This window comes from Pedococcus sp. 2YAF34, from assembly GCF_052114585.1.
In the GTDB taxonomy this organism is placed as follows: domain Bacteria; phylum Actinomycetota; class Actinomycetes; order Actinomycetales; family Dermatophilaceae; genus Pedococcus.
Window position 1 is genome coordinate 40,198 of sequence record NZ_JBFRFA010000020.1, and the last position, 21,378, is coordinate 61,575.

General features: G+C 72.5%; 17 protein-coding genes. 4 read left to right on the top strand and 13 right to left on the bottom strand.

Annotated features, from left to right (window positions below; all coding sequences use genetic code 11):
- Nucleotides 1-65: 65 nt before the first annotated feature.
- Nucleotides 66-1,733, bottom strand: a complete 1,668-nt coding sequence (locus AB4Z02_RS12005) for an HAD family acid phosphatase (protein ID WP_441971209.1) — start codon at nt 1,731-1,733, stop codon at nt 66-68.
- A 116-nt stretch (nt 1,734-1,849) separates the two neighbouring features.
- Between AB4Z02_RS12005 and AB4Z02_RS12010 the strand changes: the two genes are divergently transcribed.
- From AB4Z02_RS12010 to AB4Z02_RS12025, 4 genes are all read left to right on the top strand, one after another.
- Nucleotides 1,850-2,371 (top strand): GNAT family N-acetyltransferase, encoded by a 522-nt coding sequence (locus tag AB4Z02_RS12010; protein WP_441971211.1) that lies wholly within the window; start codon nt 1,850-1,852, stop codon nt 2,369-2,371.
- A 100-nt stretch (nt 2,372-2,471) separates the two neighbouring features.
- Nucleotides 2,472-3,833 (top strand): D-alanyl-D-alanine carboxypeptidase family protein, encoded by a 1,362-nt coding sequence (locus tag AB4Z02_RS12015; protein WP_441971213.1) that lies wholly within the window; start codon nt 2,472-2,474, stop codon nt 3,831-3,833.
- 63 nt (nt 3,834-3,896) lie between these two features.
- Nucleotides 3,897-5,282, top strand: coding sequence for an MFS transporter (locus AB4Z02_RS12020; RefSeq protein WP_056885114.1), 1,386 nt, complete (start codon nt 3,897-3,899; stop codon nt 5,280-5,282).
- A gap of 161 nt (nt 5,283-5,443) precedes the next feature.
- Nucleotides 5,444-5,803, top strand: coding sequence for an RNA polymerase-binding protein RbpA (locus AB4Z02_RS12025; protein WP_056885115.1), 360 nt, complete (start codon nt 5,444-5,446; stop codon nt 5,801-5,803).
- 64 nt (nt 5,804-5,867) lie between these two features.
- Here the strand turns inward: AB4Z02_RS12025 and AB4Z02_RS12030 are convergent, their stop codons facing one another.
- The 12 genes from AB4Z02_RS12030 to AB4Z02_RS12085 all read right to left on the bottom strand — a co-directional run bounded on the left by AB4Z02_RS12030 (nt 5,868) and on the right by AB4Z02_RS12085 (nt 21,331).
- Nucleotides 5,868-6,329 (bottom strand): FxsA family protein, encoded by a 462-nt coding sequence (locus AB4Z02_RS12030; RefSeq protein ID WP_304437987.1) that lies wholly within the window; start codon nt 6,327-6,329, stop codon nt 5,868-5,870.
- 44 nt (nt 6,330-6,373) lie between these two features.
- On the bottom strand, nt 6,374-7,144 hold the full coding sequence (locus AB4Z02_RS12035; RefSeq protein ID WP_441971216.1) for a polyprenol monophosphomannose synthase: 771 nt from the start codon (nt 7,142-7,144) through the stop codon (nt 6,374-6,376).
- Nucleotides 7,137-8,804: an apolipoprotein N-acyltransferase gene (gene lnt / locus AB4Z02_RS12040; RefSeq protein ID WP_441971218.1), complete on the bottom strand. Its 1,668-nt coding sequence runs from the start codon at nt 8,802-8,804 to the stop codon at nt 7,137-7,139. The genes AB4Z02_RS12035 and lnt overlap by 8 nt, the downstream gene beginning before the upstream one ends.
- Before the next feature lie 429 nt (nt 8,805-9,233).
- The gene (locus tag AB4Z02_RS12045) at nt 9,234-9,638 is read right to left on the bottom strand and encodes a hotdog domain-containing protein (protein ID WP_056885118.1); all 405 of its coding nucleotides are present in this window, start codon (nt 9,636-9,638) and stop codon (nt 9,234-9,236) included.
- Nucleotides 9,635-10,474: an OAM dimerization domain-containing protein gene (locus AB4Z02_RS12050; RefSeq protein ID WP_200949329.1), complete on the bottom strand. Its 840-nt coding sequence runs from the start codon at nt 10,472-10,474 to the stop codon at nt 9,635-9,637. The genes AB4Z02_RS12045 and AB4Z02_RS12050 overlap by 4 nt, the downstream gene beginning before the upstream one ends.
- Nucleotides 10,471-12,069 carry a lysine 5,6-aminomutase subunit alpha gene (locus tag AB4Z02_RS12055; protein ID WP_056885119.1) on the bottom strand — a complete coding sequence of 533 codons (1,599 nt, stop codon included), beginning with the start codon at nt 12,067-12,069 and terminating at the stop codon, nt 10,471-10,473. Before AB4Z02_RS12055 ends, AB4Z02_RS12050 begins: the two co-directional genes overlap by 4 nt.
- A 110-nt stretch (nt 12,070-12,179) precedes the next feature.
- The gene (locus AB4Z02_RS12060) at nt 12,180-13,193 is read right to left on the bottom strand and encodes a hypothetical protein (RefSeq protein ID WP_441971221.1); all 1,014 of its coding nucleotides are present in this window, start codon (nt 13,191-13,193) and stop codon (nt 12,180-12,182) included.
- Nucleotides 13,190-13,840, bottom strand: a complete 651-nt coding sequence (locus AB4Z02_RS12065; RefSeq protein ID WP_441971223.1) for an RNA polymerase sigma factor — start codon at nt 13,838-13,840, stop codon at nt 13,190-13,192. The genes AB4Z02_RS12060 and AB4Z02_RS12065 overlap by 4 nt, the downstream gene beginning before the upstream one ends.
- A gap of 90 nt (nt 13,841-13,930) precedes the next feature.
- Nucleotides 13,931-15,559, bottom strand: coding sequence for an amidohydrolase (locus AB4Z02_RS12070; protein ID WP_441971224.1), 1,629 nt, complete (start codon nt 15,557-15,559; stop codon nt 13,931-13,933).
- 9 nt (nt 15,560-15,568) lie between these two features.
- Entirely contained in the window at nt 15,569-16,780 is a 1,212-nt protein-coding gene (locus AB4Z02_RS12075; protein ID WP_441971226.1) for an acetate/propionate family kinase, read from the bottom strand.
- Nucleotides 16,780-18,837, bottom strand: coding sequence for a phosphate acetyltransferase (pta, locus tag AB4Z02_RS12080; protein WP_441971228.1), 2,058 nt, complete (start codon nt 18,835-18,837; stop codon nt 16,780-16,782). Before pta ends, AB4Z02_RS12075 begins: the two co-directional genes overlap by 1 nt.
- Before the next feature lie 10 nt (nt 18,838-18,847).
- Nucleotides 18,848-21,331 (bottom strand): phosphoketolase family protein, encoded by a 2,484-nt coding sequence (locus AB4Z02_RS12085; protein ID WP_441971229.1) that lies wholly within the window; start codon nt 21,329-21,331, stop codon nt 18,848-18,850.
- Nucleotides 21,332-21,378: the final 47 nt, after the last annotated feature.

Sequence of the window (21,378 nt, forward strand, 5' to 3'; positions counted from 1 at the left end):
GCGCCGCCCCGGTCGGACCGGGACAGCGCCGTCGTGTGTGCAGTCGAGCGTGCCGAAAAGTGTTGCTACGGCAGGTAGTACGTCGGGTTGGGCAGCTTGATGGCCCGATCCGCGTGCCCACCGATGAGGTCGCTGTACTGGTCGCCGAAGTTGGCGATGATGTCGAAGCCCTGCGACTCGACGTGGGCCCGCGTCTGCGACTTGTACTCGATGGTGGTGCACCGCGGGGCCAGGACGCAGCTCGCGTAGGACGGGATCGGCTCGGTGGAGGTCCACTTGGTGTAGTAGTTCTCCGGGGTGAAGCCGGTGTAGCCGACCTTGGCCAGGTTGCCGAGCGTGGCGGCGCGCTGGGTGGTGTTGCGACCCGTGAGCCCGACCAGCGTGCAGCCCGCGTCGGCCGCGGCGTTGGCGAAGGACACCATGCGCGGCGTGGCCGGGAAGCGCTGAGGCTGCACCCAGTCGCGGTCCTGGACGACCGGGTCGAACACGAAGTGCATCGCCGAGACCTCCATGTCGTAGGTCCACAGCGTGGTGTCGTCGGCGTCGAGGACGATGGCCGGGTTGTCGCCGCGCCGGGCGCCGGTGGCGCACTGCTGCAGGATGCCGCGGCTGCGCTGGTCGATGAGCTTGGTCATCTCGGCGATGTACGGCGAGGAGACCTTGTCCGAGATGCCGGTGCCCGGGTCGCCGTAGTAGACGGCGATCGTCTTCTTGACGACGTCGATGTTCGGGATGCCCTCACCACCCTGCGTCAGGCCGCTGGAGCCGTCCGGCTTCATCGTGAACTGGGTGCGCGGTGCGAGGCGGGGCTGCTTGACGCCGGGCAGGTTGGGCGACGGGAGGTAGTAGGTGGGGTTGGGCAGCTTCAGGTAGTGGTCGGCGTACCCGCCCTGGAGGTCGGAGAACTGGTCGCCGACATTGAGGACCACGTCGTAGCCGAGGTCCTTCTCGAGGTGGCGGCGCGTGCCGGCCTTGTACTCGACGGTGGTGCACTTCGGGTAGGCCGAGCACCACGTCGGTGACAGGTAGGACGGCGGGGTCGCGCCGGAGTCGAACTTGGTGAAGAACCGGTCTGCCGGGAAGGCGGTGTAGCCGACCTTGGCCAGGTTGCTCACCGTGTGCGCCTTCTGGCTGTCGGTGCGACCCGTGAGGCCGAAGACCGTGAAGCCCATGGCCTGGGCGTCGTTGACGAAGGCGACCATGCCGGGCACCGCGGGGAACCGCTCGCCGTCGACCCAGGGCTGCTGGGCGGCAGGCGTGAACACGAACTTCATGTCGCCCACCTCCATCTGGTAGGTCCACAGGGTGGTGTCGTCGGCGTCGAAGACGATGGCCGGCTTCTCGTGGTGGCGCTTGGCGTCCGCGAGCAGCTTCGGCAGCCGGCGCCGCTCCTGCGACAGGATCGAGGACATCTCGCTCACGTACGGCGAGCTGGTGGGGTTGGCGTTGCCGTCGCCCTTGGGGTCTCCGTAGTAGGCGTAGATCGTCTTCTTGACCGAGTCGATGTTGGGGATGCCCTCTCCCCCGGCGGTCAGGCCGCTCGAGCCGTCGTCGGCCATCGTGAAGTGGGTCCGCGGGGCCAGCCGGGTGTCGGAGCCGTGTGCGCTGGCGCTGGCGGCGCCACCGGTGGTGGCGGCAGCCAGGGCGAGCAGGGCCGCGCCCGCCGTCACCGCCGTCCTGGTGCTCGTGACGACCTTGCGGCCGCCGGGGATGCTGTGGACGGGGTGGGGCATGCGCACACTCCTGATGAGGGGACAGCCGGGGCCGGATCTCGGCCTGACCGCCGGAGGCTATGCAGCGTGTGACCTGCGCGGAAGTGACATTTGTCATGGGTGGCAGACTGCGTGCCATGAGCCCGGCCGACGTCCTGCGACCCATGACCGACGACGACGTGCCGAGGGTCCTCGAGCTCAACCACCGCCACGTCGAGCTGCTGTCACCGCTGGACGCCGAGCGGCTCGCCCGGCTGCGGGGCTCGGCCTCACGTTCCGACGTCATCGTGTGCGACGGCGAGGTCGCCGGCTTCGTCCTCGTCTTCTCCCCCGGCTCCGACTACGACTCGGTCAACTACCGCTGGTTCGCGGCGCGGTACGGCGATGCGTTCGACTACCTCGACCGCATCGTCGTCGACGACGCCTACCGGCGCCGGGGCCTGGCCTCCGCGGTCTACGACGTCGTGGAGGCGTCCGCGGCTGCGCGCGGACGCCTGGTCCTCGAGGTCAACATCGAGCCGCCGAACGAGCCGTCGCTCGCCTTCCACCGCGCCCGGGGCTATGTCGAGGTGCACCAACTCGCCGCATCCGGACACACCGTCAGCCTCATGGAGCGAACGGGTCGGACGAACGGCCGAGAGTCTCGACAGAACGTCTGAGGTGCCGGTCCCCGCCCCCCGGCTAGCGTGCCGGGAGGACATGTGCGGGGCCGCCCAGGGGGTGGCGGACAGGGAGTGGGACATCGTGGTGAGGGTCGGCATGCGCGCCGCGCTATCCGTGGCCGCAGTGGTCGTCGGCGTACTCGTCGGGTCGACCCCGGCGCTCGCCTCCACGCCCGCGATCCCGGCGGTCACTGCGCACCCAGCGACCTCGCGCCCTGCGGCAATGGGCGCCGACAAGCCCGCCCCGACCAGCAGGAGCAAGGCCGCGAAGGCCAAGGCTGCGAAGGCGAAGGCCGCCAAGGCCGCCGCCGAGAAGCGCGCCGCAGCGGCCGACCAGGCCCTCAGCGCGGGTCAGCTCGCTGCCCAGATCGCCCAGGCGGAGGCGCTGACCGCCGACCTGACCCGCTCCGACGCCGCCATCGCTGCCGCCGCGACCCGCCTCGACCGGCTGGCCAAGCAGGCCAACACCCTCTTGGAGGAGTACGCCGCCGCGCGCGACGCCGAGCGGACCGCGAGGCAGGAGGCCGACCGCAATGTCGCCGCGTACCAGACCCTCTCGGCCCAGCTGGGCGAGGACCGCAAGGCGCTCGGGCAGCTGGCCTACCAGGCCTATGCCGGCGGTGGCGGTGACCTGGCCGACATGAGCACCCTGCTCGACGCGCTGAGCCGGCCCGCGGCCGAGGCGAGCGACACCAGCGCCCAGCTGACCTACCTCAACAACCAGAAGGCGTCGGCGTTCGAGCGCGTCCAGGACCGCACCGTGCTGCAGCAGCAGGTCGCCGTGCAGGCGGTCGAGGCCAGCACCCGGGCGGCGGACGCCGCCACGGCCGCCGCGAAGGCGAAGGCCAGCCTGGAGACCGTGATCGCCGAGCAGAAGTCCCAGCTCGAGGCCACGCGCGCCCTGCACGCCGCCCAGGTGAAGAAGGCCGGGCCCATCGCGGGGCTGCTCCTCGGCAGCGAGGACGCCAGCGCCCTCGCGACGACCCGGCGGCTGCGGGACGCGCTCGTCGTCCCGGGCGTCGAGGCCGACGGGTCGGTCAAGGCGTGCAGCACCGACGGGGCCGACTACCCCAACGGTGCGGTCCCTGCAGCCGGGCTGTGCCCGCTGTACGGGGCCCCGGCCCAGAGCCTGCGCCCCGGGGCGGCCGCGGCGTTCAACGCCATGAGCCTCGCCTACGAGAAGGACACCGGTTCCCCCATCTGCGTCACCGACTCCTACCGGTCGCTGGCCGAGCAGGTGTCGGTCAAGGCCGAGCGCGGCAAGTGGGCAGCCACCCCGGGCACGAGCGAGCACGGGCGAGGGATGGCCGTCGACCTCTGCGGGGGGATCAACAGCTTCGGCTCCGCCGCCCACCTGTGGATGAAGCAGAACGCCCCGCTCTACGGCTGGTTCCACCCAGCGTGGGCCGAGGCGACCGGGTCGCTCCCCGAGCCGTGGCACTGGGAGTACGCCGGCTGACACGCGCCGCAGCTGGGTACCAATACGCATCTGCGCCCGGGGCTGCTGTGCCACCCTTCACGCATGACGACTGAGGCGACCACGCCAACGGCGACGTGGCAGGGCAACGAGCACTACCGCCGGTCCTGGTACTGGTACGACTGGGCCAACTCCGCCTACGTCACGACCACCGCGACGGTGCTGTTCACCCCCTACCTCACCGCCATCGCCGAGGCCGCTGCCTGCCCCGACCTGGCGGACGGCGAGACCTGCCGCACCAACCTCGAGGTCCTGGGCGTCGGGATCTCCCCGGGGTCGGTGGCGCCGTTCACGGTCACCCTCGCCACCATCGTCTCCGCGGTCGCCCTGATCTTCGTGGGGGCGATCGCCGACCGCTCCCCCAGGCCGGCGCGGCTGCTCGGTGTCTTCGCCCTGGTCGGATCCGTCGCCGCCTGCCTCATGGCGCTGGTCCGCGGCACCAACTGGCAGCTGGGTGTGGTGCTGCTCATCGTGGCCAACCTCAGCCTCGGCGCCTCCCTGGTGGTCTACGACTCGATCCTGTGCCGGATCGCCAGCCCCGACGACCGCGACAAGGTCTCCTCGCGCGGCTGGGCCCTGGGCTACCTCGGCGGCGGCCTGCTGCTCGCCATCAACTTCCTCATGCTGAGCAAGCCCGACGCCCTGGGCCTCGACAAGGGCGGCGCCGTACGGCTGAGCATGCTGATGGCGGGCCTGTGGTGGGCCGGCTTCTCGCTCGTCCCCGTCATCGGGATGTGGCGGCTGCGTGGCGTCGAGCGGCCGGAGGTGGCCCGGACGGCGGGCATCGTCGGCGGCAGCCTGCGCCAGCTCGCCTCGACCTTCCGCGAGCTGCGGCTGTTCCCCCAGACGATGCTCTTCCTGATCGCCTACCTGTTCTTCAACGACGGCATCCAGACCGTCATCGGCCAGTCGAGCCTCTACGGCCAGCGCGAGCTCGGGTTCCCCGAGACGACGATGCTGACGCTGTTCCTGATGGTCCAGTTCGTCGGCTTCGGCGGCGCCCTGCTCTTCGGCTCCCTGGCCAGGCGGTACGGCGCGTGGCGCACTGTGCTCTGGGGCCTGGTCCTGTGGACCGGCGTCGTGGTCTTCGCCTACTTCGTGCCCGACAAGCAGGTGGCGCCGCTGTTCGTCCTCGGCGTTGCCATCGGGCTGGTGCTCGGCGGCACCCAGGCCCTGAGCCGCTCGCTCTACAGCCAGCTGGTGCCGAAGGACCGGGAGGCGGAGTTCTTCAGCCTCTACCAGGCCATGGAGCGCGGGACGAGCTGGTTCGGGACGCTGACGTTCGGGCTCGTCTACCAGTGGACCGGCTCCTACCGTCCCGCCATCGTCGCCCTCGCCGTGTTCTTCATCCTCGGCGGTGCGCTGCTGGCCAGGGTGGACATGCGCCGTGGCATCCTCGAGGCGGGCAACACCCTCCCCCACGTGGTCTGACCTGCGCCTTCCGGAGTGAGCGATGTGATCCGCGTCACAGGCCGCCAACGGGCGCGCCACGCCGGACGTCGGAACATTGCACGGGTCGATGGCGTTATGCCTAGCGAATCCGAGCCCCCACCCGAGCGGGCTGGGAAACCACGCACGTTGGGAGAACCACCATGGCAGAACGCACCCTTCGCGGTAGCCGAATGGTTTCGCACAGCCTCGAGACCGACGACCACGTCGTCCCGAGCGAACGACAGATCACCGCGTACGTGTGCCCGCTGGGGCACCGTACTGAGCTGCCCTTCTCGATCGAGGCGGAGATCCCTCCCACCTGGGAGTGCCGCTGCGGCGAGGAGGCCCGGCTGGTCGACGGCCCGGAGCCCGAGGCCAAGCAGGTCAAGCACGTCCGCACGCACTGGGACATGCTGCTCGAGCGGCGCTCCATCCCCGAGCTCGAGGAGCTCCTGGAGGAGCGGCTGACGCTCCTGCGCGAGTCGCGTGGCGAGAAGCCGCGGCGCAAGCGCACCGCCTGACCACGGCACCACCGCGAGACGGCCACCTCCTGCTGGAGGTGGCCGTCTCGTCGCGTGCGCCGGGCTAGAGGACCTCGCCCTCGATGATGTCGGGTCCGCCCGGGCCACCTGGGCCGCCGGGCCCACGACCCCTCCCGCCCGGGCCACCCCGACGGCCGCCGAACACACCCCCCAGCAGCCGCCGCGCGACCACCGTCTCGAGCAGGGTCCGCGCGATGGGCCGGGTCACGGGCAGGATGAAGAAGAAGCCGACGACGTCGGTGAGGAAGCCCGGGGCGAGCAGCAGGGTCCCGCCGACCAGCACCAGGGCCGCGTCGGCGAGCTCACGGCTCGGCATCCGTCCGGTGTTGAGGGCGGAGGTGAGCGCAGACCAGGCGCGCGCCCCTTCTCGGCGGACCAGCCAGGCGCCCAGCGCAGACTCCAGCAGGAGGAGTGCGAGGGTCTGCCAGCCGCCGATGACCTTGCCGACGGCGATGATGGTGGCGATCTCCAGGACCGGCACGACCAGCAGCAGCACGAACACCACGGCCAGCCAGTGCGGCCGGCGGCGCCGCGCGGGAGGAGGCCCTCCTACAGCTCGTGCCACGTCGGTTCCCGGCGCTGCGACAGGCCACGGAGCTGGTCGGCACGGTGGTGCACACCCCAGACGGTGATGCGCTGCAGGGACTCGCGCATGATGTCGCCGCTCATCTTGGAGTCGCCGATCACACGCTCGACGAACGTGATGGGCACCTCGACGACGCGCAGGCCCAGCCGGACCGCGCGCCGGGTCAGGTCGACCTGGAAGCAGTACCCCTGCGAGGCGACCCGCTCCAGCCCCATGGTCCGCAGGGCCTCGGCGCGGTAGGCGCGGAAGCCGGCGGTCGCGTCGTGGACGGGCATCCCGAGCAGGGCCCGGGTGTAGAGGTTGCCCCCGACGCTGAGCGCCTTGCGGTGCAGCGGCCAGTTGACCACCGAGCCGCCACGGACCCACCGGGAGCCGATGACGAGGTCGGCACCGGCCAGGGCGTCCAGGAGGCGGTGCAGCTGCTCGGGCTGGTGGGAACCGTCGGCGTCCATCTCGACGAGGGCGTCGTAGCCGCGGTCGAGACCCCAGCGGAACCCCGCCAGGTAGGCCATGCCGAGGCCCTGCTTCGCGGGGCGGTGCAGCACGTGGACCTGGGGGTCGCCGGCGGCGAGCTCGTCGGCGACGTCACCGGTGCCGTCCGGTGAGCTGTCGTCGAGGACGAGGATGTCGGCGCCAGGGACGGCGGCACGGATGCGGCGCACGACCAGCGGGAGGTTCTCCCGCTCGTTGTACGTCGGGATGCACACGAGCACCCGGTCGATCTGGTCAGACAACGACGCCTTCCCTTCGTGTCTTCGCCGGCCCCGTCGGGCCGGTGGCGGCGGCCTCGACCCTAGCGGTCCGCCGACGGGACCACTGACCCACCGCCAGCAGCAGCACGGCGGCCAGCCCGGCGACGTACTCGGGCAGGTTGCCGAGCCGGTCGGCGACGGTGACCTCGGTCCGGACCACCGGCGACCCGTACCGGGCCGCTGGGGTGAACAACGAGGTCTTGTCGACGTACGTTCCGTCGGGGTTGATGAAGCCGCTCACCCCGACCGTCGAGACGTGCACGACCGACCGGCCGTGCTCGATGGCGCGGATCCGGCTGATGGCGAACTGCTGCTCGGACTCCGCGGTGTAGCCGAACGTCGCGTTGTTGGTCTGCACGGCGAGGATGCTCGCGCCGCGCCCGGGCTGCAGCGTGGAGTCGCGCATGAGCCCGTCGTAGGCGACCTCGAAGCAGATGGTGGGGATCACCCAGTACGGGTCCTGGCCTGCGACGGGCACCTCGAACCCGCCCGGCCGGTCGCCCCTGGTGAAGTCACGCGCCACCAGGTCGACCTTGTCGCTGAAGTTGCGGAAGAAGCTGCGGAAGGGGATGTACTCCGCGAAGGGCACCGGGTGCTGCTTGACGTAGCGGCCCGGCTCGCCGCCCCCGGGGGTGTAGAGGAGGCTGGCGTTGGAGACGAAGGGCGCGGGGCCGTCGAGCACGGCCCCGAGCAGGATGGGCGCCTTGATGGTCTCCACGGCGAGCCGGATGTCCGCGGCCGCGTCGAGGTTGTCGAACGGGTCGATGTCGGAGGAGTTCTCGGGCCAGACGACCAGGGTCGGCGGCGCGCCGTTACGGGCCGCCGCAGCCAGGGTGCCCTGCACGTGGTTGTCGAGGACCTTGCGCCGCTCGGCGTTGAAGTCCAGGCCGGCCTTGGGCACGTTGCCCTGCACGAACAGGACCGAGACCTTGCGGCCACCGGTGGGGGGTGTCGTGGTCACGGCCAGCACGAGCGGCGCGAGGGCCAGGACGACCAGGACCGGGGCAAGGACCCGGGGCGCGGCGGGCAGCGTGGTCGCCGGCACCCGACGCAGGCGCCCCACCGCCCCCCGGGCCGCCGCGCGGAAGGCGACGTGCACGAGCACGCCGAGGCATGCCACGGCGAACGTCAGGCCGGGTGCTCCCCCGAACCGGGCGAACGGCGCCAGCGGGCTGTCGGCCTGGCTGAACGCCAGGCGCACCCACGGGAAACCCCCGAAGGGCGTGGCGCCGCGGGCATCCTCCTGCAGCACCCACCCCAGGGGCACGGCGGCGTACGCGAGGGGACGCAGCCGGGTGGCGAGCAGGGGTCGCTGCAGCCAGGCCACGACCAGGCACATGGCCGCGACGTAGAGCGACTCCAGGACGGCCAGGGCCACCCAGGGCAGGGCGCCCACGTAGATGCCGGTCCAGGACAGGGTCGGCAGGAAGAAGCCGAGGCCGTGCGCGAGGCCGCCCAGGGCGGCCAGTCGCGGCCTGGCGCCGAAGGTGGCGGCCGACAGCAGGGCCACGCCGAGCGGCGCCGTCCACCAGATGTCCTGCGTCGGGAAGGCGAGGGCGGTGAGGAGCCCGGAGACCAGGGCCGGGAGGAGGACGGCGCCGGACCGCAGGCCCGGTCGCGGCGGGCGGGATGGCGTCGTCACGCAACCACGGTAGGACACGCCGCGGCCCGCGCCGCCGTTGGGACCAGCAGGAGGTCGACCGGGTGTCGACATCCCGCTGTTGTCTACTGAGCGCGCGGGCCGGACGCCGTCCACCACCGCCTCGGGCGGGAGGCACCAGTAGGGATCGACGTCGCTGCTGGTCAACGGTGGCTGCGCGCGCTAGTCACCGGCAGTACGTCGTGTCCGGTCTGGGTCCCCTCCCCGGGCGGCCACTCGGTGTGACGGCCGTGGGCCAACTTACCGTCGCCGCGGAGCGCCCTGTCAAGGCGTCGTCCATGACGGTTTCACGCTATCGGCCCGGGCGCGCGAGAGGTATGGGGCCAAGTTCGTGCTCCGGCGAATTCCGTTGCAGCGGTTGGCGATCGTCACGGCCTCCGGCGTGTCGCGAACGACACGCCGAGGGACGTGTCAGCTCTCGACGGCAGGAGCGGGGACCACGACGACGCCCCGCGCGGTGGTGGCCACCAGCGCCGGCTCCAGCACGTCGGCGCTGGACTCTCCGCGCTCGGGCGCACCGCGCCCCACGACCCGGACCTCGAAGTCCATCTCGCGGCTGCGGCTACCGACCCGGACCAGCGTGGCACTGATCTCGATCACGTCGCCGGCGCGGACCGGCGCCTTGAACTGGACGTCGGAGTAGGACGCGAACAGCCCTTCGTCACCGTCGGTGAGGATGCACATCTCGGTGGCGACGTCGCCGAACGCTGCCAGGGAGTAGGCGCCGTCGACGAGGTTGCCGGCGTAGTGCGCGTGGCTGTAGGGGACGTAGCGCCGGTGGGTGACGGTGCGCCCGACCGTGGCGGTGGTGGTCATGCCTTCTCCTTCGTCGAGGGCGTGGTGACCCGCGGCGGGGCCAGGGCGTGGACGAGGTAGCTGGCCACCTCGCCCGGGGTGGTGCCGCGGCCGAAGATCCGGTCCACGCCGAGCCTGTCGGCGGAGCCCTCCTCGAAGCGGGGGCCGCCGACGACGAGCAGCGGCACCTGCCCGGCCGGGTACGCCTCGCGGAAGGCGGCGCTCATCGTCGTGGTGTTGTGGATGTGGGCGTCGCGCTGGGTCACGACCTGGCTCACCATCACGGCGTCGGCCTTCTCGGCCCGCGCCCGCTCCACGAGCTCGGGCACGAGGACCTGCGCGCCGAGGTTCACGACCTTGACCTCGCGGTAGTACTCCAGGCCCTTCTCCCCCGCGAACCCCTTGATGTTGAGGATGGCGTCGATGCCGACGGTGTGGGCGTCGGTGCCGATGCAGGCGCCGACGACGACGAGCTTGCGACGCAGGCGGGACTTGATGGCCTTGTTGACCTCGGTCGGGGTGAGCAGCGGGAACTCGCGTTCGACGACGGTGACCTCGCGCAGGTCGACGAGGTGCTTGACGCTGCCGTAGACCACGAAGAAGGTGAAGTCGGGGCCCATCGCCTTGGCGTGCACCAGCAGCGCCGGCTCCAGGCCCATCTTCGCCGCGAGCTGCAGGGCGGCCCCCTCGGCGCGCTTGTCGTGCGGGACCGGGAGGGTGAAGGAGACCTGCACCATGCCGTCGCCGGTGGTGTCGCCGTAGGGGCGGACGATGTCGGGCGTGGCCCTGCCGGACCTGGCTCCGGGGCCGGGCACCGGCTCGAGCGGCATCGCGCTGTCGGTGGTGGACGCGCTCATCGGTCGCTCCCCTCCTCGAGCATCGTCGTGGCCGGGTTGTCGTAGCCGTCGGCACGGACCACCACCCCGTCCAGGCCCTTGCCGCGGTCGGCGGGCCGCTTCATCAGCCCGAAGGTGCCGTCGGCGATCGCCGCGAGCAGCGGCGGGTCACCGGCGGTGTCGCTGTCGTGGACGATCGCGTCGAGCAGGTCGACCGCCTCGCCGAGCACCTGGCGGGCGCGGGTCTGGATGAACCCGTCGCGCGGTGGGTGGAAGTCCTCGGTCAGGCCGCCGGCCGCGTTGAGGACGTAGCGGACGTTCTGCAGCGCCAGGTCGCGGTCGGACAGGAACGGCGTCACGACGGCCTCGGTCATCATGCCGACCAGCAGGATGCCCTGGCCGGTCATGGCGCCGACGAGGTTGAAGAACCCGTCGAGCAGGTAGCCGCGGAACACGTCGCCCGTCATGTGCTTGGTCGGCGGCATCCACTTCAGCGGCGCCTTGGGGAAGAGCTGGCGCGCCAGCAGCGCGTGCGCGAGCTCCATCCGGAAGCTGTCGGGCAGGTCGGGGTTGATCTCGAACGCGTGCCCGAGGCCGAGCTGCCAGTCCTCGAGGCCGGCCTCCTTGGCGAAGTACTCGTTGAGCAGCTGGCTCACGGTGACCGTGTGCGCGGCCTCGACGGCGTCGGCGGTGGTGAGGTAGTTGTCCTCGCCGGTGTTGATGATGATCCCCGCCCGGGCGTGGATCTGGCGGCTGAACCGCTGGTCGACGAAGGTGCGGATCGGGTTGATGTCGCGGAAGAGGATGCCGTACATCGAGTCGTTGAGCATCATGTCGAGCCGCTCGAGCCCGGCCAGCGTCGCGATCTCCGGCATGCAGAGGCCGGAGGCGTAGTTGGTGAGCCGGATGTAGCGGCCGAGCTCCTTGGACGTCTCGTCCAGGGCCGCGCGCATGAGCCGGAAGTTCTCCTGCGTGGCGTACGTGCCCGCGTACCCCTCGCGGGTGGCGCCCTCGGGCACGTAGTCGAGCAGCGACTGCCCGGTGGAGCGGATCACGGCGATGATGTCGGCTCCCTCCCGGGCGGCGTTCTGCGCCTGGGGGATGTCCTCGTAGATGTCGCCGGTGGCCACGATGAGGTAGATCCAGGGCCGCTGCTCGGGGTCGCCGTGGCGCTTGACGAGCCGGTCGCGGTTGGCCCGCTGCTTGTCGATGGTGCGTATGCCGCGGCTCACCTCGCGCCGCGCGAGCGACTGGGCGCGGGTGGCCTCACGGCCCACGGGCAGGCGGAACTGCACCGAGCCGCTGGCAGCCTTCTGCGCGAGGGTCAGCAGGTCGGGGGCCTCTCCCCTGCGCAGCGCGTCGTAGACCGGCGTCGTGACCCCGTGCTCGAGACCGACCTCCGCGCGGACCGCGTCGACGAGGTGGTTGACCCACGGCACGCGCTCGTGGTCGGCGCCGGCGAGACCGGCCAGGCGCAGGGTGGCCCGCTCCACCGAGACGGTCGTGTGGCTCTGGGCCAGCTTGACGACGGGGCGGCCCGCCTTGCGCGCGAGGGCGCGGGCTTGGCGGACGGTGGCCGGATCGAGGTCCAGCAGGGGCTTGGCACGGGAGGACACGGCGCAAATCTAGCAGCGGGGCACAGGATTTCCGGCCAACCCCCCAGTTGGCCGGAAATCCTGTGGGTCTATGAGTCGGGCTCCCGCCAGGTTCTCTTCAGGGGCTCTCGTCAGGGGCTTCCGACAGAGTCGGGCGCGTCCTCGTTCACCTGGGTCTTCGCCCTGGCGCGCACCACCGCGGGGACGGAGTCGACCACGGTCGGCTGCACGGTCACCTCGGTCCGGTTCCCGGAGTCCGTCTCCCCCAGGTAGCGGGCGGTGGCGGCGTCGAAGTAGACGGCATCGACGTAGGCGCCGCGGTACTCCAGCTCCACCGCGTCGTGGCCCGCGAACCGGACCCTCGAGGTCGTGACCTGCGGCAGGCTCCCGAGGAGCCGGATCATGGCGGCGTTGAGGGCCGGCGGGGTCATGCCCTGGGCGAACCGGTCGCTGCAGTCCTCGAAGATCGCCTGGCTCGGGTCGAGGGAGTTGGGGCCGTCGCTGCGGAGGTGGGCGTCGAAGAAGGCCCGCAGCCCGGCGGGGTCGGAGGGCCACTGCTGGTAGTCGGCGGGCTGGGTGCCCATGAAGGGGTCGTCGCCGAGGTCGCTCGCCGGGATGCGCTCGTAGGTGGTGCCCACCGGCTCGACCCGGGAGGTGTCGCGCCGCCACGCGGTCCCGTCGGCGTCGACCCAGCTCTCCGACGTGGAGTCGACGGCCGGGGTCTGGGCGTCGCGGTGCGCCTGGGTGAAGGTGACCACCTGGTGGAGGTACTGTCCCGGCCCGACCACCAGGGTGGGAGCCACGGCTGCGGTGCTGGCGAGCTGCTCCACGGCGTCAGCGCGGGGCAGCGCCGTACCGGGCGCGAGCACGGCGGTGCCGCCGGCGACCGCAAGCGTCGCGACGGCGGCCGCGGCACCCAGGGCGACCCACCGGCGGCGGGACCGGCGGGGTACGAGGGCGACGGCGCGCCCTGCCGAGGTGTGCTGCGCGTCCGCGCGGCGGCGGGTGGAGGCCAGGGTGTCCTCGACGTCTGCAGGGCCCCAGTCGTCGGTGAGGTCGTCGTCGGTGGGACGGGCGGCCACGAGCAGCGCGAACGGGTCACGCGGGTGGAGGGTCCGGTCGGGCAGCTGGTCGAGCGTCTTCATGAGATCTCCTGGGCGAGTGCGGCACGGGTGAGGTGCGGGGTACGCGCCGGCTCCCCCGACGGCGAAGGGGTGGAGGGTGCCGAGCCCGGCGCGGCCTCGGCGGCGTGCGCGGCACGCAGCCGGGCGCGGGCCCGGTGGAGCCGGACGGTGAAGGCCCGCACCGAGCAGCCGGCGACGGCAGCTGCCTCGGCGGGCGGCAGCCCGTCCCACGCGGTGAGCAGGAGCGCCTCACGCTCCGCGCGGGTGCACTGCTCGAGGGCCCGCAGGACGCTGTCGCGCTCGTGGACGGCCTCGTCCGCGGACGGGGCGGTGGACGTCCAGCCCTGCCGCACCGCGGCGAACCAGACCTGGTCGGCGCGACGGGCCGTACGGCGCTGGTTGGCGATGACGTTGCGGGCCACCACCAGCAGCCAGGGCAGGGGTTCGTCGGGCACCTGCTCGGGCCGGCGCCACGCGACGAGGAAGGTCTCGGAGACGACGTCGTCGCACTGGCTGGGCTCCACGTGGCGCCGGGCGTAGGCGCGGACGCGGGGCGCGTGCTGCCGGAACAGGGCGCTGAGCTGCTCGTCGAGCTGGCGGCGGTGTGGGCTGTCGTCGGGGGCGGCGGGTGGGTGACCGTCGAGGTCACTGTCTGGGTGTCTGCTCACACCCTCCTGTGTCCGCTGCTCCCCCCGGATCACGCGCATGGCCCGAATTGTGTCGCTTCGCGCCCCGCGGAGCGGTAGGGATCGCCGGTGTCAGGCGGCTAGGGCGCCCGCGTCGAAGACGGTGCGGCCGCGGACCACGGTGCGCAGGCACTCGGGGGCGGGGGCACCGGGCGACAGGTCGGGCAGTCCCGGAGTGCCCGACCGCGGGTCGGTGCTCCACGTCTGGATGCGGTCGTCCGGGGCCTGCACGACGAGGTCGCCGACCTTCCAGACCGCGAACGTGGCAGGCAGGCCGAGGTGGAGGTAGCCGCGGTCGTCGAGCCCCGCAGCGCGCCAGCCGCCCCGGGTGTGGGCGAGGAACGCCGAGCGGGCGGAGATCCGCTGGCGCTCGTCGTGGTGCTCGATGCAGGCGCGCACGGCCTCCCACGGTGCGAACGGCGTCACGGGGGTGTCGGAGCCCAGCGCGACGGTCATCCCGGCGGCGAGCATGGAGGCGAACGGGTTCATCGGCGCCTCCCCGACGACGCGCTCGGCGCCTAGCCGCGCGGCGTACATCGCGTCGGACCCGCCCCACAGGGCGTCGAAGGCAGGCTGGACGCTGGCCCCGACACCGAGGGCGACCAGGCGCTCGATGGCGCGGCGGTCGACCATCTCGAGGTGCTCGAGGCGGTGCCGGGACCGGGCGACGACGGGCGCGCCGACCAGCTCGGCTGCGGCCTCGAACCCCTCGACCACGGTGTCCACGCCGGCGTCGCCGATCACGTGGAACCCGGCCTGCAGCCCCGCGAGCGAGCAGGCCGCCACGTGGTCGCGGACCTCGGCGACGGACAGGTAGGGGTTGCCCGTGTGACCGGGCGCGTCGGCGTACCCGGACCGCAGGTGGGCGGTCCGCGAGCCGATGGAGCCGTCGACGTTGAGGTCGCCCGCCAGGCCGCGAGCGCCGTGCAGGGTCGCGACGTCGCGCGCCTGCTGCTCGTCGGCCACGAGCTCGGCCCAGTAGCCCAGGGTCTGCGGCACGTCACCGCCCTCCCCTGCCGCCAGGACGTCGGCGAAGTCGTCGGCGCTGGAGACGACGGGGCCGCCGTTCTCGTGGACGAGGCCGATGCCCGCTGCCGCCGCGGTGCGCAGCGCGAGGTCGATGTCGGCGCGGCGCTGGGCGGGCGTCACCGCCTGGTTGAACGCCTCGCGCGCCGCGTGGTGGGCCTCGCGGGTGACCAGCCCCTCCCCCTTCCAGCCGGGGAGGTCACGGGCACCGCACGCGGCCGCGAGCGCCGAGGAGATGACGGCGGAGTGGCCGTCGACGCGGGGCGAGTAGACGACACCACCGTAGGTCGCCCGGTCGAGCTCGGCCGCGGTCATCGCGCGTCGCTCGGCCCACAGGCCCTCGTCCCAGTTGGGGGCGTAGACCGGGCGTCCCTGCTGGCGACGTCCGGCGTCCTCGATGCGCGACAGCGCCTCGGCGGCGCTGCGCGTGGTGGCGACGTCGACGCCGCGCAGACCCGCGCCCGTCTGCGACAGGTGGGCGTGGGCGTCGACGAAGGCCGGCGTCACCAGGGCCCCGTCGAGCTCGACGACGCGGTCCACCGCGTCGCCGTGGACCGCGGCCGCGTCGTCGCCACCGATCCAGGCGATCGTGCCCGTCGCGTCGTCGACGACCATCGCGTTGGCGAAGGGGTCGATGGGTGAGTAGACGAAGCCGCCGCGGTAGAGAGTGCTCACGCGAGCACCCTATGCGTCGGCCTTCGCCCTCTCGTCGCCGAGGACGGACAGGCACGCGCGGGCGATCTCCAGCTCCTCACGGGTCGGCACCACCCACGCGGGCACCCGGCTGGTCACGGCGGTCACCCGCCGCTCAGGCTCGCCGTCCTCGTTCGCCTCAGGGTCCAGCTCCACCCCGAGGGCTCCGAGGCCGTCGAGCACCGCGGCGCGCACCGGCGCGCTGTTCTCCCCGATCCCACCCGTGAACGCGATGGCGTCCACGCCTCCGAGCGCCACGGCGTACGCGCCGACGTACTTGCGCAGCCGGTAGGTCATGACGTCGAAGGCGAGCGCAGCGGCGTCGTCGCCGCTGGCCCGCCGCTGCTCGAGCTCACGCAGGTCGGACACACCCGCCAGGCCGAGGAGGCCGCTGCGGAAGTTGAGGGCCTCGTCGTAGGACCTCGCGTCCAGGTCGGCGACCCGCGCCAGGTACGCGCCCAGGGCAGGATCGACGTCCCCGGACCGGGTGCCCATGACCAGGCCCTCGAGCGGGGACAGCCCCATCGAGGTGTCGATGCTGCGGCCGGCCTTCACCGCGCAGGCGCTGGCGCCGTTGCCGAGGTGGAGCACGATGACCGCGCAGTCCTCGGGTGCGCGCCCGAGCAGCTCGGCGGTGCGCTGGGAGACGTAGCGGTGGGAGGTGCCGTGGAAGCCGTAGCGGCGCACGCGGTGCTGCTCGCGCCACTCGGCGGGCACCGCGTACGTGTGGGCCTCCCTGGGCAGCGTCTGGTGGAAGGCCGTGTCGAAGACTGCTACCTGCGGGACGCCGGGGAAGGACTCCCGCGCGCTGAGGATGCCCTCGAGGTTGGCCGGGTTGTGCAGCGGGGCCAGCGGCACGAGCGAGCGGATCGCCTCGACCACGTCGTCGTCGACCACGACCGGCGCGCTGAACCGTGGTCCGCCGTGCACCACGCGGTGGCCCACCGCGTACAAGCCCGCCCCGGACAGGTCCGGGCCGTGCTCGCGCAGCGCCTCCCTCGCCGCACCGAGGGCCTCGCCGTGGTCGCGACAGGTGACGTCGCGCTCATGGGTGTCGTCCCCGGTCTGGTGCCGCAGCCGACCCGCTCCGCCGATGCGGTCGACCATCCCGGACGCGGCGGTGCGTCCCGTGACGGCGTCGACCACCTCGTACTTCAGCGACGAGGACCCGGCGTTGACGACCAGGACGGTGCGGCTCGCCATCAGGCGCCGGCCTGGATGGCCGTGATGGCGATGGTGTTGACGATGTCGCGCACCAGGGCTCCCCGGGACAGGTCGTTGACCGGGCGGTTGAGCCCCTGCAGCACGGGGCCGATGGCGACGGCCGAGGCGCTGCGCTGCACAGCCTTGTAGGTGTTGTTGCCGGTGTTGAGGTCGGGGAAGACGAGCACCGTGGCGCGCCCGGCCACCGGGCTGTCCTTGAGCTTGGTCGCGGCCACGCCCAGGTCCACCGCCGCGTCGTACTGGATGGGGCCCTCGACGGGCAGGCCCGGTTCCCGCTCGTGGACCAGAGCGGTGGCGGCCCGCACCTTGTCGACGTCGGCGCCCGACCCCGACTCCCCCGTCGAGTAGGACAGCATCGCCACCCGCGGCTCGATGCCGAACTGCTCCGCGGTGCGGGCCGAGGAGATCGCGATGTCGGCGAGCTGCTCGGCGGTGGGGTCGGGGTTGACCGCGCAGTCGCCGTAGACGAGCACGCGGTCGGCGAGGCACATGAGGAACACGCTGGAGACGACCGAGACCCCCGGGGCCGTGCGCACCACCTCGAGGGCGGGGCGGATCGTGTGGGCCGTCGTGGTGACGCAGCCGGCAACCATGCCGTCGGCCAGGCCCTGGTGCACCATCATCGTGCCGAAGTAGGAGGGGTCGGCGACCCGGTCGCGTGCCTGGTCGAGGGTCACGCCCTTGTGGGCCCGCAGCTGCGCGTACTCCGCGGCGAACCCCTCGCGCAGGTCGCTCGTGCCGGGGTCCACGACGTCCGCCCCCGTGATGTCGACGCCGAGAAGCCCGGCGTTGGCGCGGACGGTCTCCTCGTCGCCGAGCAGCGTGAGCTTGGCGATCCCGCGGGCCAGCACGGTGTCGGCAGCCAGCAGGATCCGGTCCTCCGCGCCCTCCGGCAGCACGATGTGCGCCCCGGACAGCCGTGCCTCGTCGACGAGCCGGTGCTCGAACATCAGCGGGGTCACGGTGCCCTCGCCCGTCGTGGCGACCGGTCCGAGCAGCGCCTCGGCGTCCAGGCCGCGCTCCACCATGGCGACCGCCGCCTCGAGCTTGCGCGTCGAGTCGGGCGTGAGCCGACCGCGCGCCGCACCCAGCCTCGTGGCCGTGGTCATCGTGCCGCCGTCGGTGGCGATGACCGGCAGGACGACGTCGAGCCCCTCGATCAGCCGCTCGACCTGCGGGGTGAGGGGGAACCCGCCGTTGAGGACGATCCCGGACAACGTCGGGAAGGTCTTGGACCGGTGCGCGAGCAGGACACCGAGCAGGACGTCCTCGCGGTCACCGGGGACGATCACCACTCCCCCGTCGAGGAGCCGGTCGAGGACGTGCGGCATGGTCATGGCGGCGACGACCAGCCCCGTGCACTCCCGGTCGAGCCAGCCGGTGTCACCGTGCACGAGGCGGCCCGCGCAGGCGTCCATGAGGTCCTTGACGGTAGGCGCCCGGAGCAGCGGGGTGTCGGGCAGGGACTGCACCGGGACCCCGACCAGCGCCGACACCGCAGCGGTCACCTGCTCCACGCGCGCCGGGTCCACCCGGTTGGCCACGACGCCGGTCACGTGGGCGTGGGCCTCCCGGGCCGCCACGACGGCCATCTCGGCGGCGGTGGCGACCTGCGCCGGGTCGTGGTCGGCGGCGGGAACCACGAGCAGCAGCCGTGAGCCGAGGTTCGCCGCCACCGCGGCGTTGACCGAGAACTCGGTGGGTGCCGACACGTCGGTGAAGTCGGAGCCGACGACCAGCACCACGTCGTGGTCACGCGCCACCTCGTGGAACCGGTCCACGATGAGGCCCATGGCGTGGTCGGGCGAGGCGTGCAGCTCGTCGTACGTGACGCCGCACGCCTGCTCGATGGTGAGGTCGCCCGGAAGCTGCGCCAGCAGGGTCCGGACCAGCTCGTCGGGCGCACCGGCGCGCACGATGGGCCGGAACACCCCGACCCTCCCGGCCCGGCGGCTCAGCTGGTCGAGCAGGCCGACCGCCACCGCCGACTTGCCGGACTGCGCCTCGGTGCCGGCGATGTAGATGCTCGTGGCCACGGGGCTGAAACTACCGGGACGACTCGTCCGACGCCGCCCGGTCGGAAGGTCCGGGGTCGGACGGTCGGTGGTCGGACGGTCCGCTCCAGGTCCAGCCCGCGATGTCCGGCAGGTCCTCCAGGTGCTCGCGGATGTGGGTCTCGTGCTCGGCGAGCCGCTGGTCGCACAGGTCCTTGAGCTCGCGCCATCCCGCGGGCCTGGTGCGTGCCCGTCGCAGCACCTCCTTGGCGAGGTGGAAGCGGCTCATCTTGTTGAGCACCACCATGTCGAACGGCGTCGTCGTCGTGCCCTGCTCGCTGAACCCGCGGACGTGGAAACGCCCCGGGTTGGCCCGGCCGTGGATGAGCTGGTGGACGGCGCGCGGATAGCCGTGGAACGCGAACACGACGTGCCGCTCCGGGGTGAACACGTCCTCGAAGTGGCTGTCGGAGAACCCGTTGGGGTGGTCGTTCTCGGGGATCAGCGTCATCAGGTCGATGACGTTGACGAACCGCACCTTGAGGTCGGGCACGTGGTCGCGCAGCAGCTCGGCGGCCGCGAGCGCCTCCTGCGTCGGCACGTCGCCGGCGCAGGCCAGCACGATGTCGGGGTCGTCGTCCGGGCCGCAGGTGCTGGCCCACTCCCACATGGAGGCACCGGCCGAGCATGCCCGGGCGGCCTCCTCGAGGGAGAGGTACTGCAGGTGCTTCTGCTTGTCGACGACGATGAGGTTGACGTGGTCGGTGCCGGACAGGCAGTGCTCGCTGATCCACAGCGCGGTGTTGGCGTCCGGTGGCAGGAAGACGCGGACCACCCCGGGAGCCAACGGCAGCAGGCAGTCGATGAGCCCGGGACCCTGGTGGGAGAACCCGTTGTGGTCGTTGCGCCAGCAGGTCGAGGTCAACAGGATGTTGAGCGAGGACACCGAGTCCCGCCACGGCAGTTCCTGGGCGTGCTGCAGCCACTTGACGTGCTGCACCGCCATCGACGCCGACACCATGGCGAACGCCTCGTACGTCGCGAACATCCCGTGCCGCCCCGACAGCAGGTAGCCCTCGAGCCAGCCCTGGCACAGGTGCTCGCTCAGCACCTCCATGACACGGCCGTCGGGGCCGAGGTCGTCGTCGGTGTCGCGCAGCGGTCCCATGAAGCACCGGTCGGTGACCTCGAACACCGGCTGCAGCCGGTTGCTCGCGGTCTCGTCCGGGGAGAACAGCCGGAAGGTGCCGCCACCGTCGGGGCGGGCCGTCGCGGCGTACAGGTCGCGCAGCAGCCGGCCCGTGGTGATGGTGTTCTCGACGAGGTCCCGGCCGCGGCCCGAGGGCTCCACCGCCACCTCGTACGCCGCGAGCTCGGGCATGGGCAGCGGGGTCCGCAGCCGGCCGCCGTTGGCGTACGGCGTCGCGGACATGCGCCGGTCGCCCTCGGGAGCCAGGTCGCGCAGCTCGGGGACGAGGCGGCCCTCGTCGTCGAACAGCTCCTCGGACCGATAGGAGCGCATCCACTCCTCGAGCATCCGCAGGTGCTCCGGGTGGTCGGCGAGGCCGGAGAGCGGGACCTGGTGGGCGCGGTTGGTGCCCTCCACCTGGACGCCGTCGACGACGGCCGGACCGGTCCAGCCCTTGGGTGTGCGCAGGACGATGGCCGGCCACCGGTGCCGGACGGGCTCGGCCGGGGCGCCGGCCCCGCGGGCGGTGACCTGCAGCTCGCGGATGCGGCTGTGGGCGTCGAGCAGCGCGTCGAGCAGGGCGGGGAAGACCTCCCGCGGGTCGTCGCCGGACACCGTGACGGGGTCCCAGCCCTGGCTCATCAGGTAGGCCTCGACATCTGCGTCGTCCGTGCGGCCGAGGACGGTGGGCCCGGCGATCTTGTAGCCATTGAGGTGCAGGATCGGCAGGACCGCCCCGTCGCGCCGGGGGTTGAGGAACGTCGGCAGCCGCCACGAGGCGCTGAGCGGCCCCGTCTCGGCCTCGCCGTCCCCGACGACGCAGGCGACAGTCAGGTCGGGGTGGTCGAACGCCGCCCCCGCCGCGTGCACGAGGGCGTAGCCGAGCTCACCGCCCTCGTGGATGCTGCCCGGCGTCTGGACGCTGACGTGGCTGGGCACCCCGCCGGGCGAGGAGAACTGCCGGAACAGGTCGCGCACCCCGGCCGCGTCGTCGCCGATGTGGGGGTACACCTCGGTGTAGGTCCCCTCGAGCCACGCCGCCGCGACCAGCGCGGGCCCGCCGTGCCCGGGGCCGGTGACGTAGAGCCAGTCGCTGTCGGTGGCGCGGATGACGCGGTTGAGCAGCGTGTAGACCATGGACAGGCCGGGACTGGTCCCCCAGTGGCCGAGCAGCCGCGGCTTGGTGTGCTCCAGCCGCAGCGGTTCGCGCAGCAGCGCGTTCTCGCGCAGGTAGATCTGGCCGACGGTGAGGTAGTTGGCCGCCGCCCACCACCGCAGGTCGAGGTCGAGGTCGTCCGGTGCGTACGCGATCGCGGAGGGTGCGGTGGGAGCCGGGTCTGGGCGCATACCCCCGATCGCACCATGTCCGACGGGGTCGCGCAGGGAAGTTGGTC

Excerpts from the sequence above, each read along its gene's own strand:
- AB4Z02_RS12005 (WP_441971209.1), bottom strand. The coding sequence starts at position 1,733 with ATGCCCCACCCCGTCCACAGCATCCCCGGCGGCCGCAAGGTCGTCACG.
- AB4Z02_RS12010 (WP_441971211.1), top strand. The coding sequence starts at position 1,850 with ATGAGCCCGGCCGACGTCCTGCGACCCATGACCGACGACGACGTGCCG.
- AB4Z02_RS12015 (WP_441971213.1), top strand. The coding sequence starts at position 2,472 with ATGCGCGCCGCGCTATCCGTGGCCGCAGTGGTCGTCGGCGTACTCGTC.
- AB4Z02_RS12020 (WP_056885114.1), top strand. The coding sequence starts at position 3,897 with ATGACGACTGAGGCGACCACGCCAACGGCGACGTGGCAGGGCAACGAG.
- AB4Z02_RS12025 (WP_056885115.1), top strand. The coding sequence starts at position 5,444 with ATGGCAGAACGCACCCTTCGCGGTAGCCGAATGGTTTCGCACAGCCTC.
- AB4Z02_RS12045 (WP_056885118.1), bottom strand. The coding sequence starts at position 9,638 with ATGACCACCACCGCCACGGTCGGGCGCACCGTCACCCACCGGCGCTAC.
- AB4Z02_RS12050 (WP_200949329.1), bottom strand. The coding sequence starts at position 10,474 with ATGAGCGCGTCCACCACCGACAGCGCGATGCCGCTCGAGCCGGTGCCC.
- AB4Z02_RS12060 (WP_441971221.1), bottom strand. The coding sequence starts at position 13,193 with ATGAAGACGCTCGACCAGCTGCCCGACCGGACCCTCCACCCGCGTGAC.
- AB4Z02_RS12075 (WP_441971226.1), bottom strand. The coding sequence starts at position 16,780 with ATGGCGAGCCGCACCGTCCTGGTCGTCAACGCCGGGTCCTCGTCGCTG.
- AB4Z02_RS12085 (WP_441971229.1), bottom strand. The coding sequence starts at position 21,331 with ATGCGCCCAGACCCGGCTCCCACCGCACCCTCCGCGATCGCGTACGCA.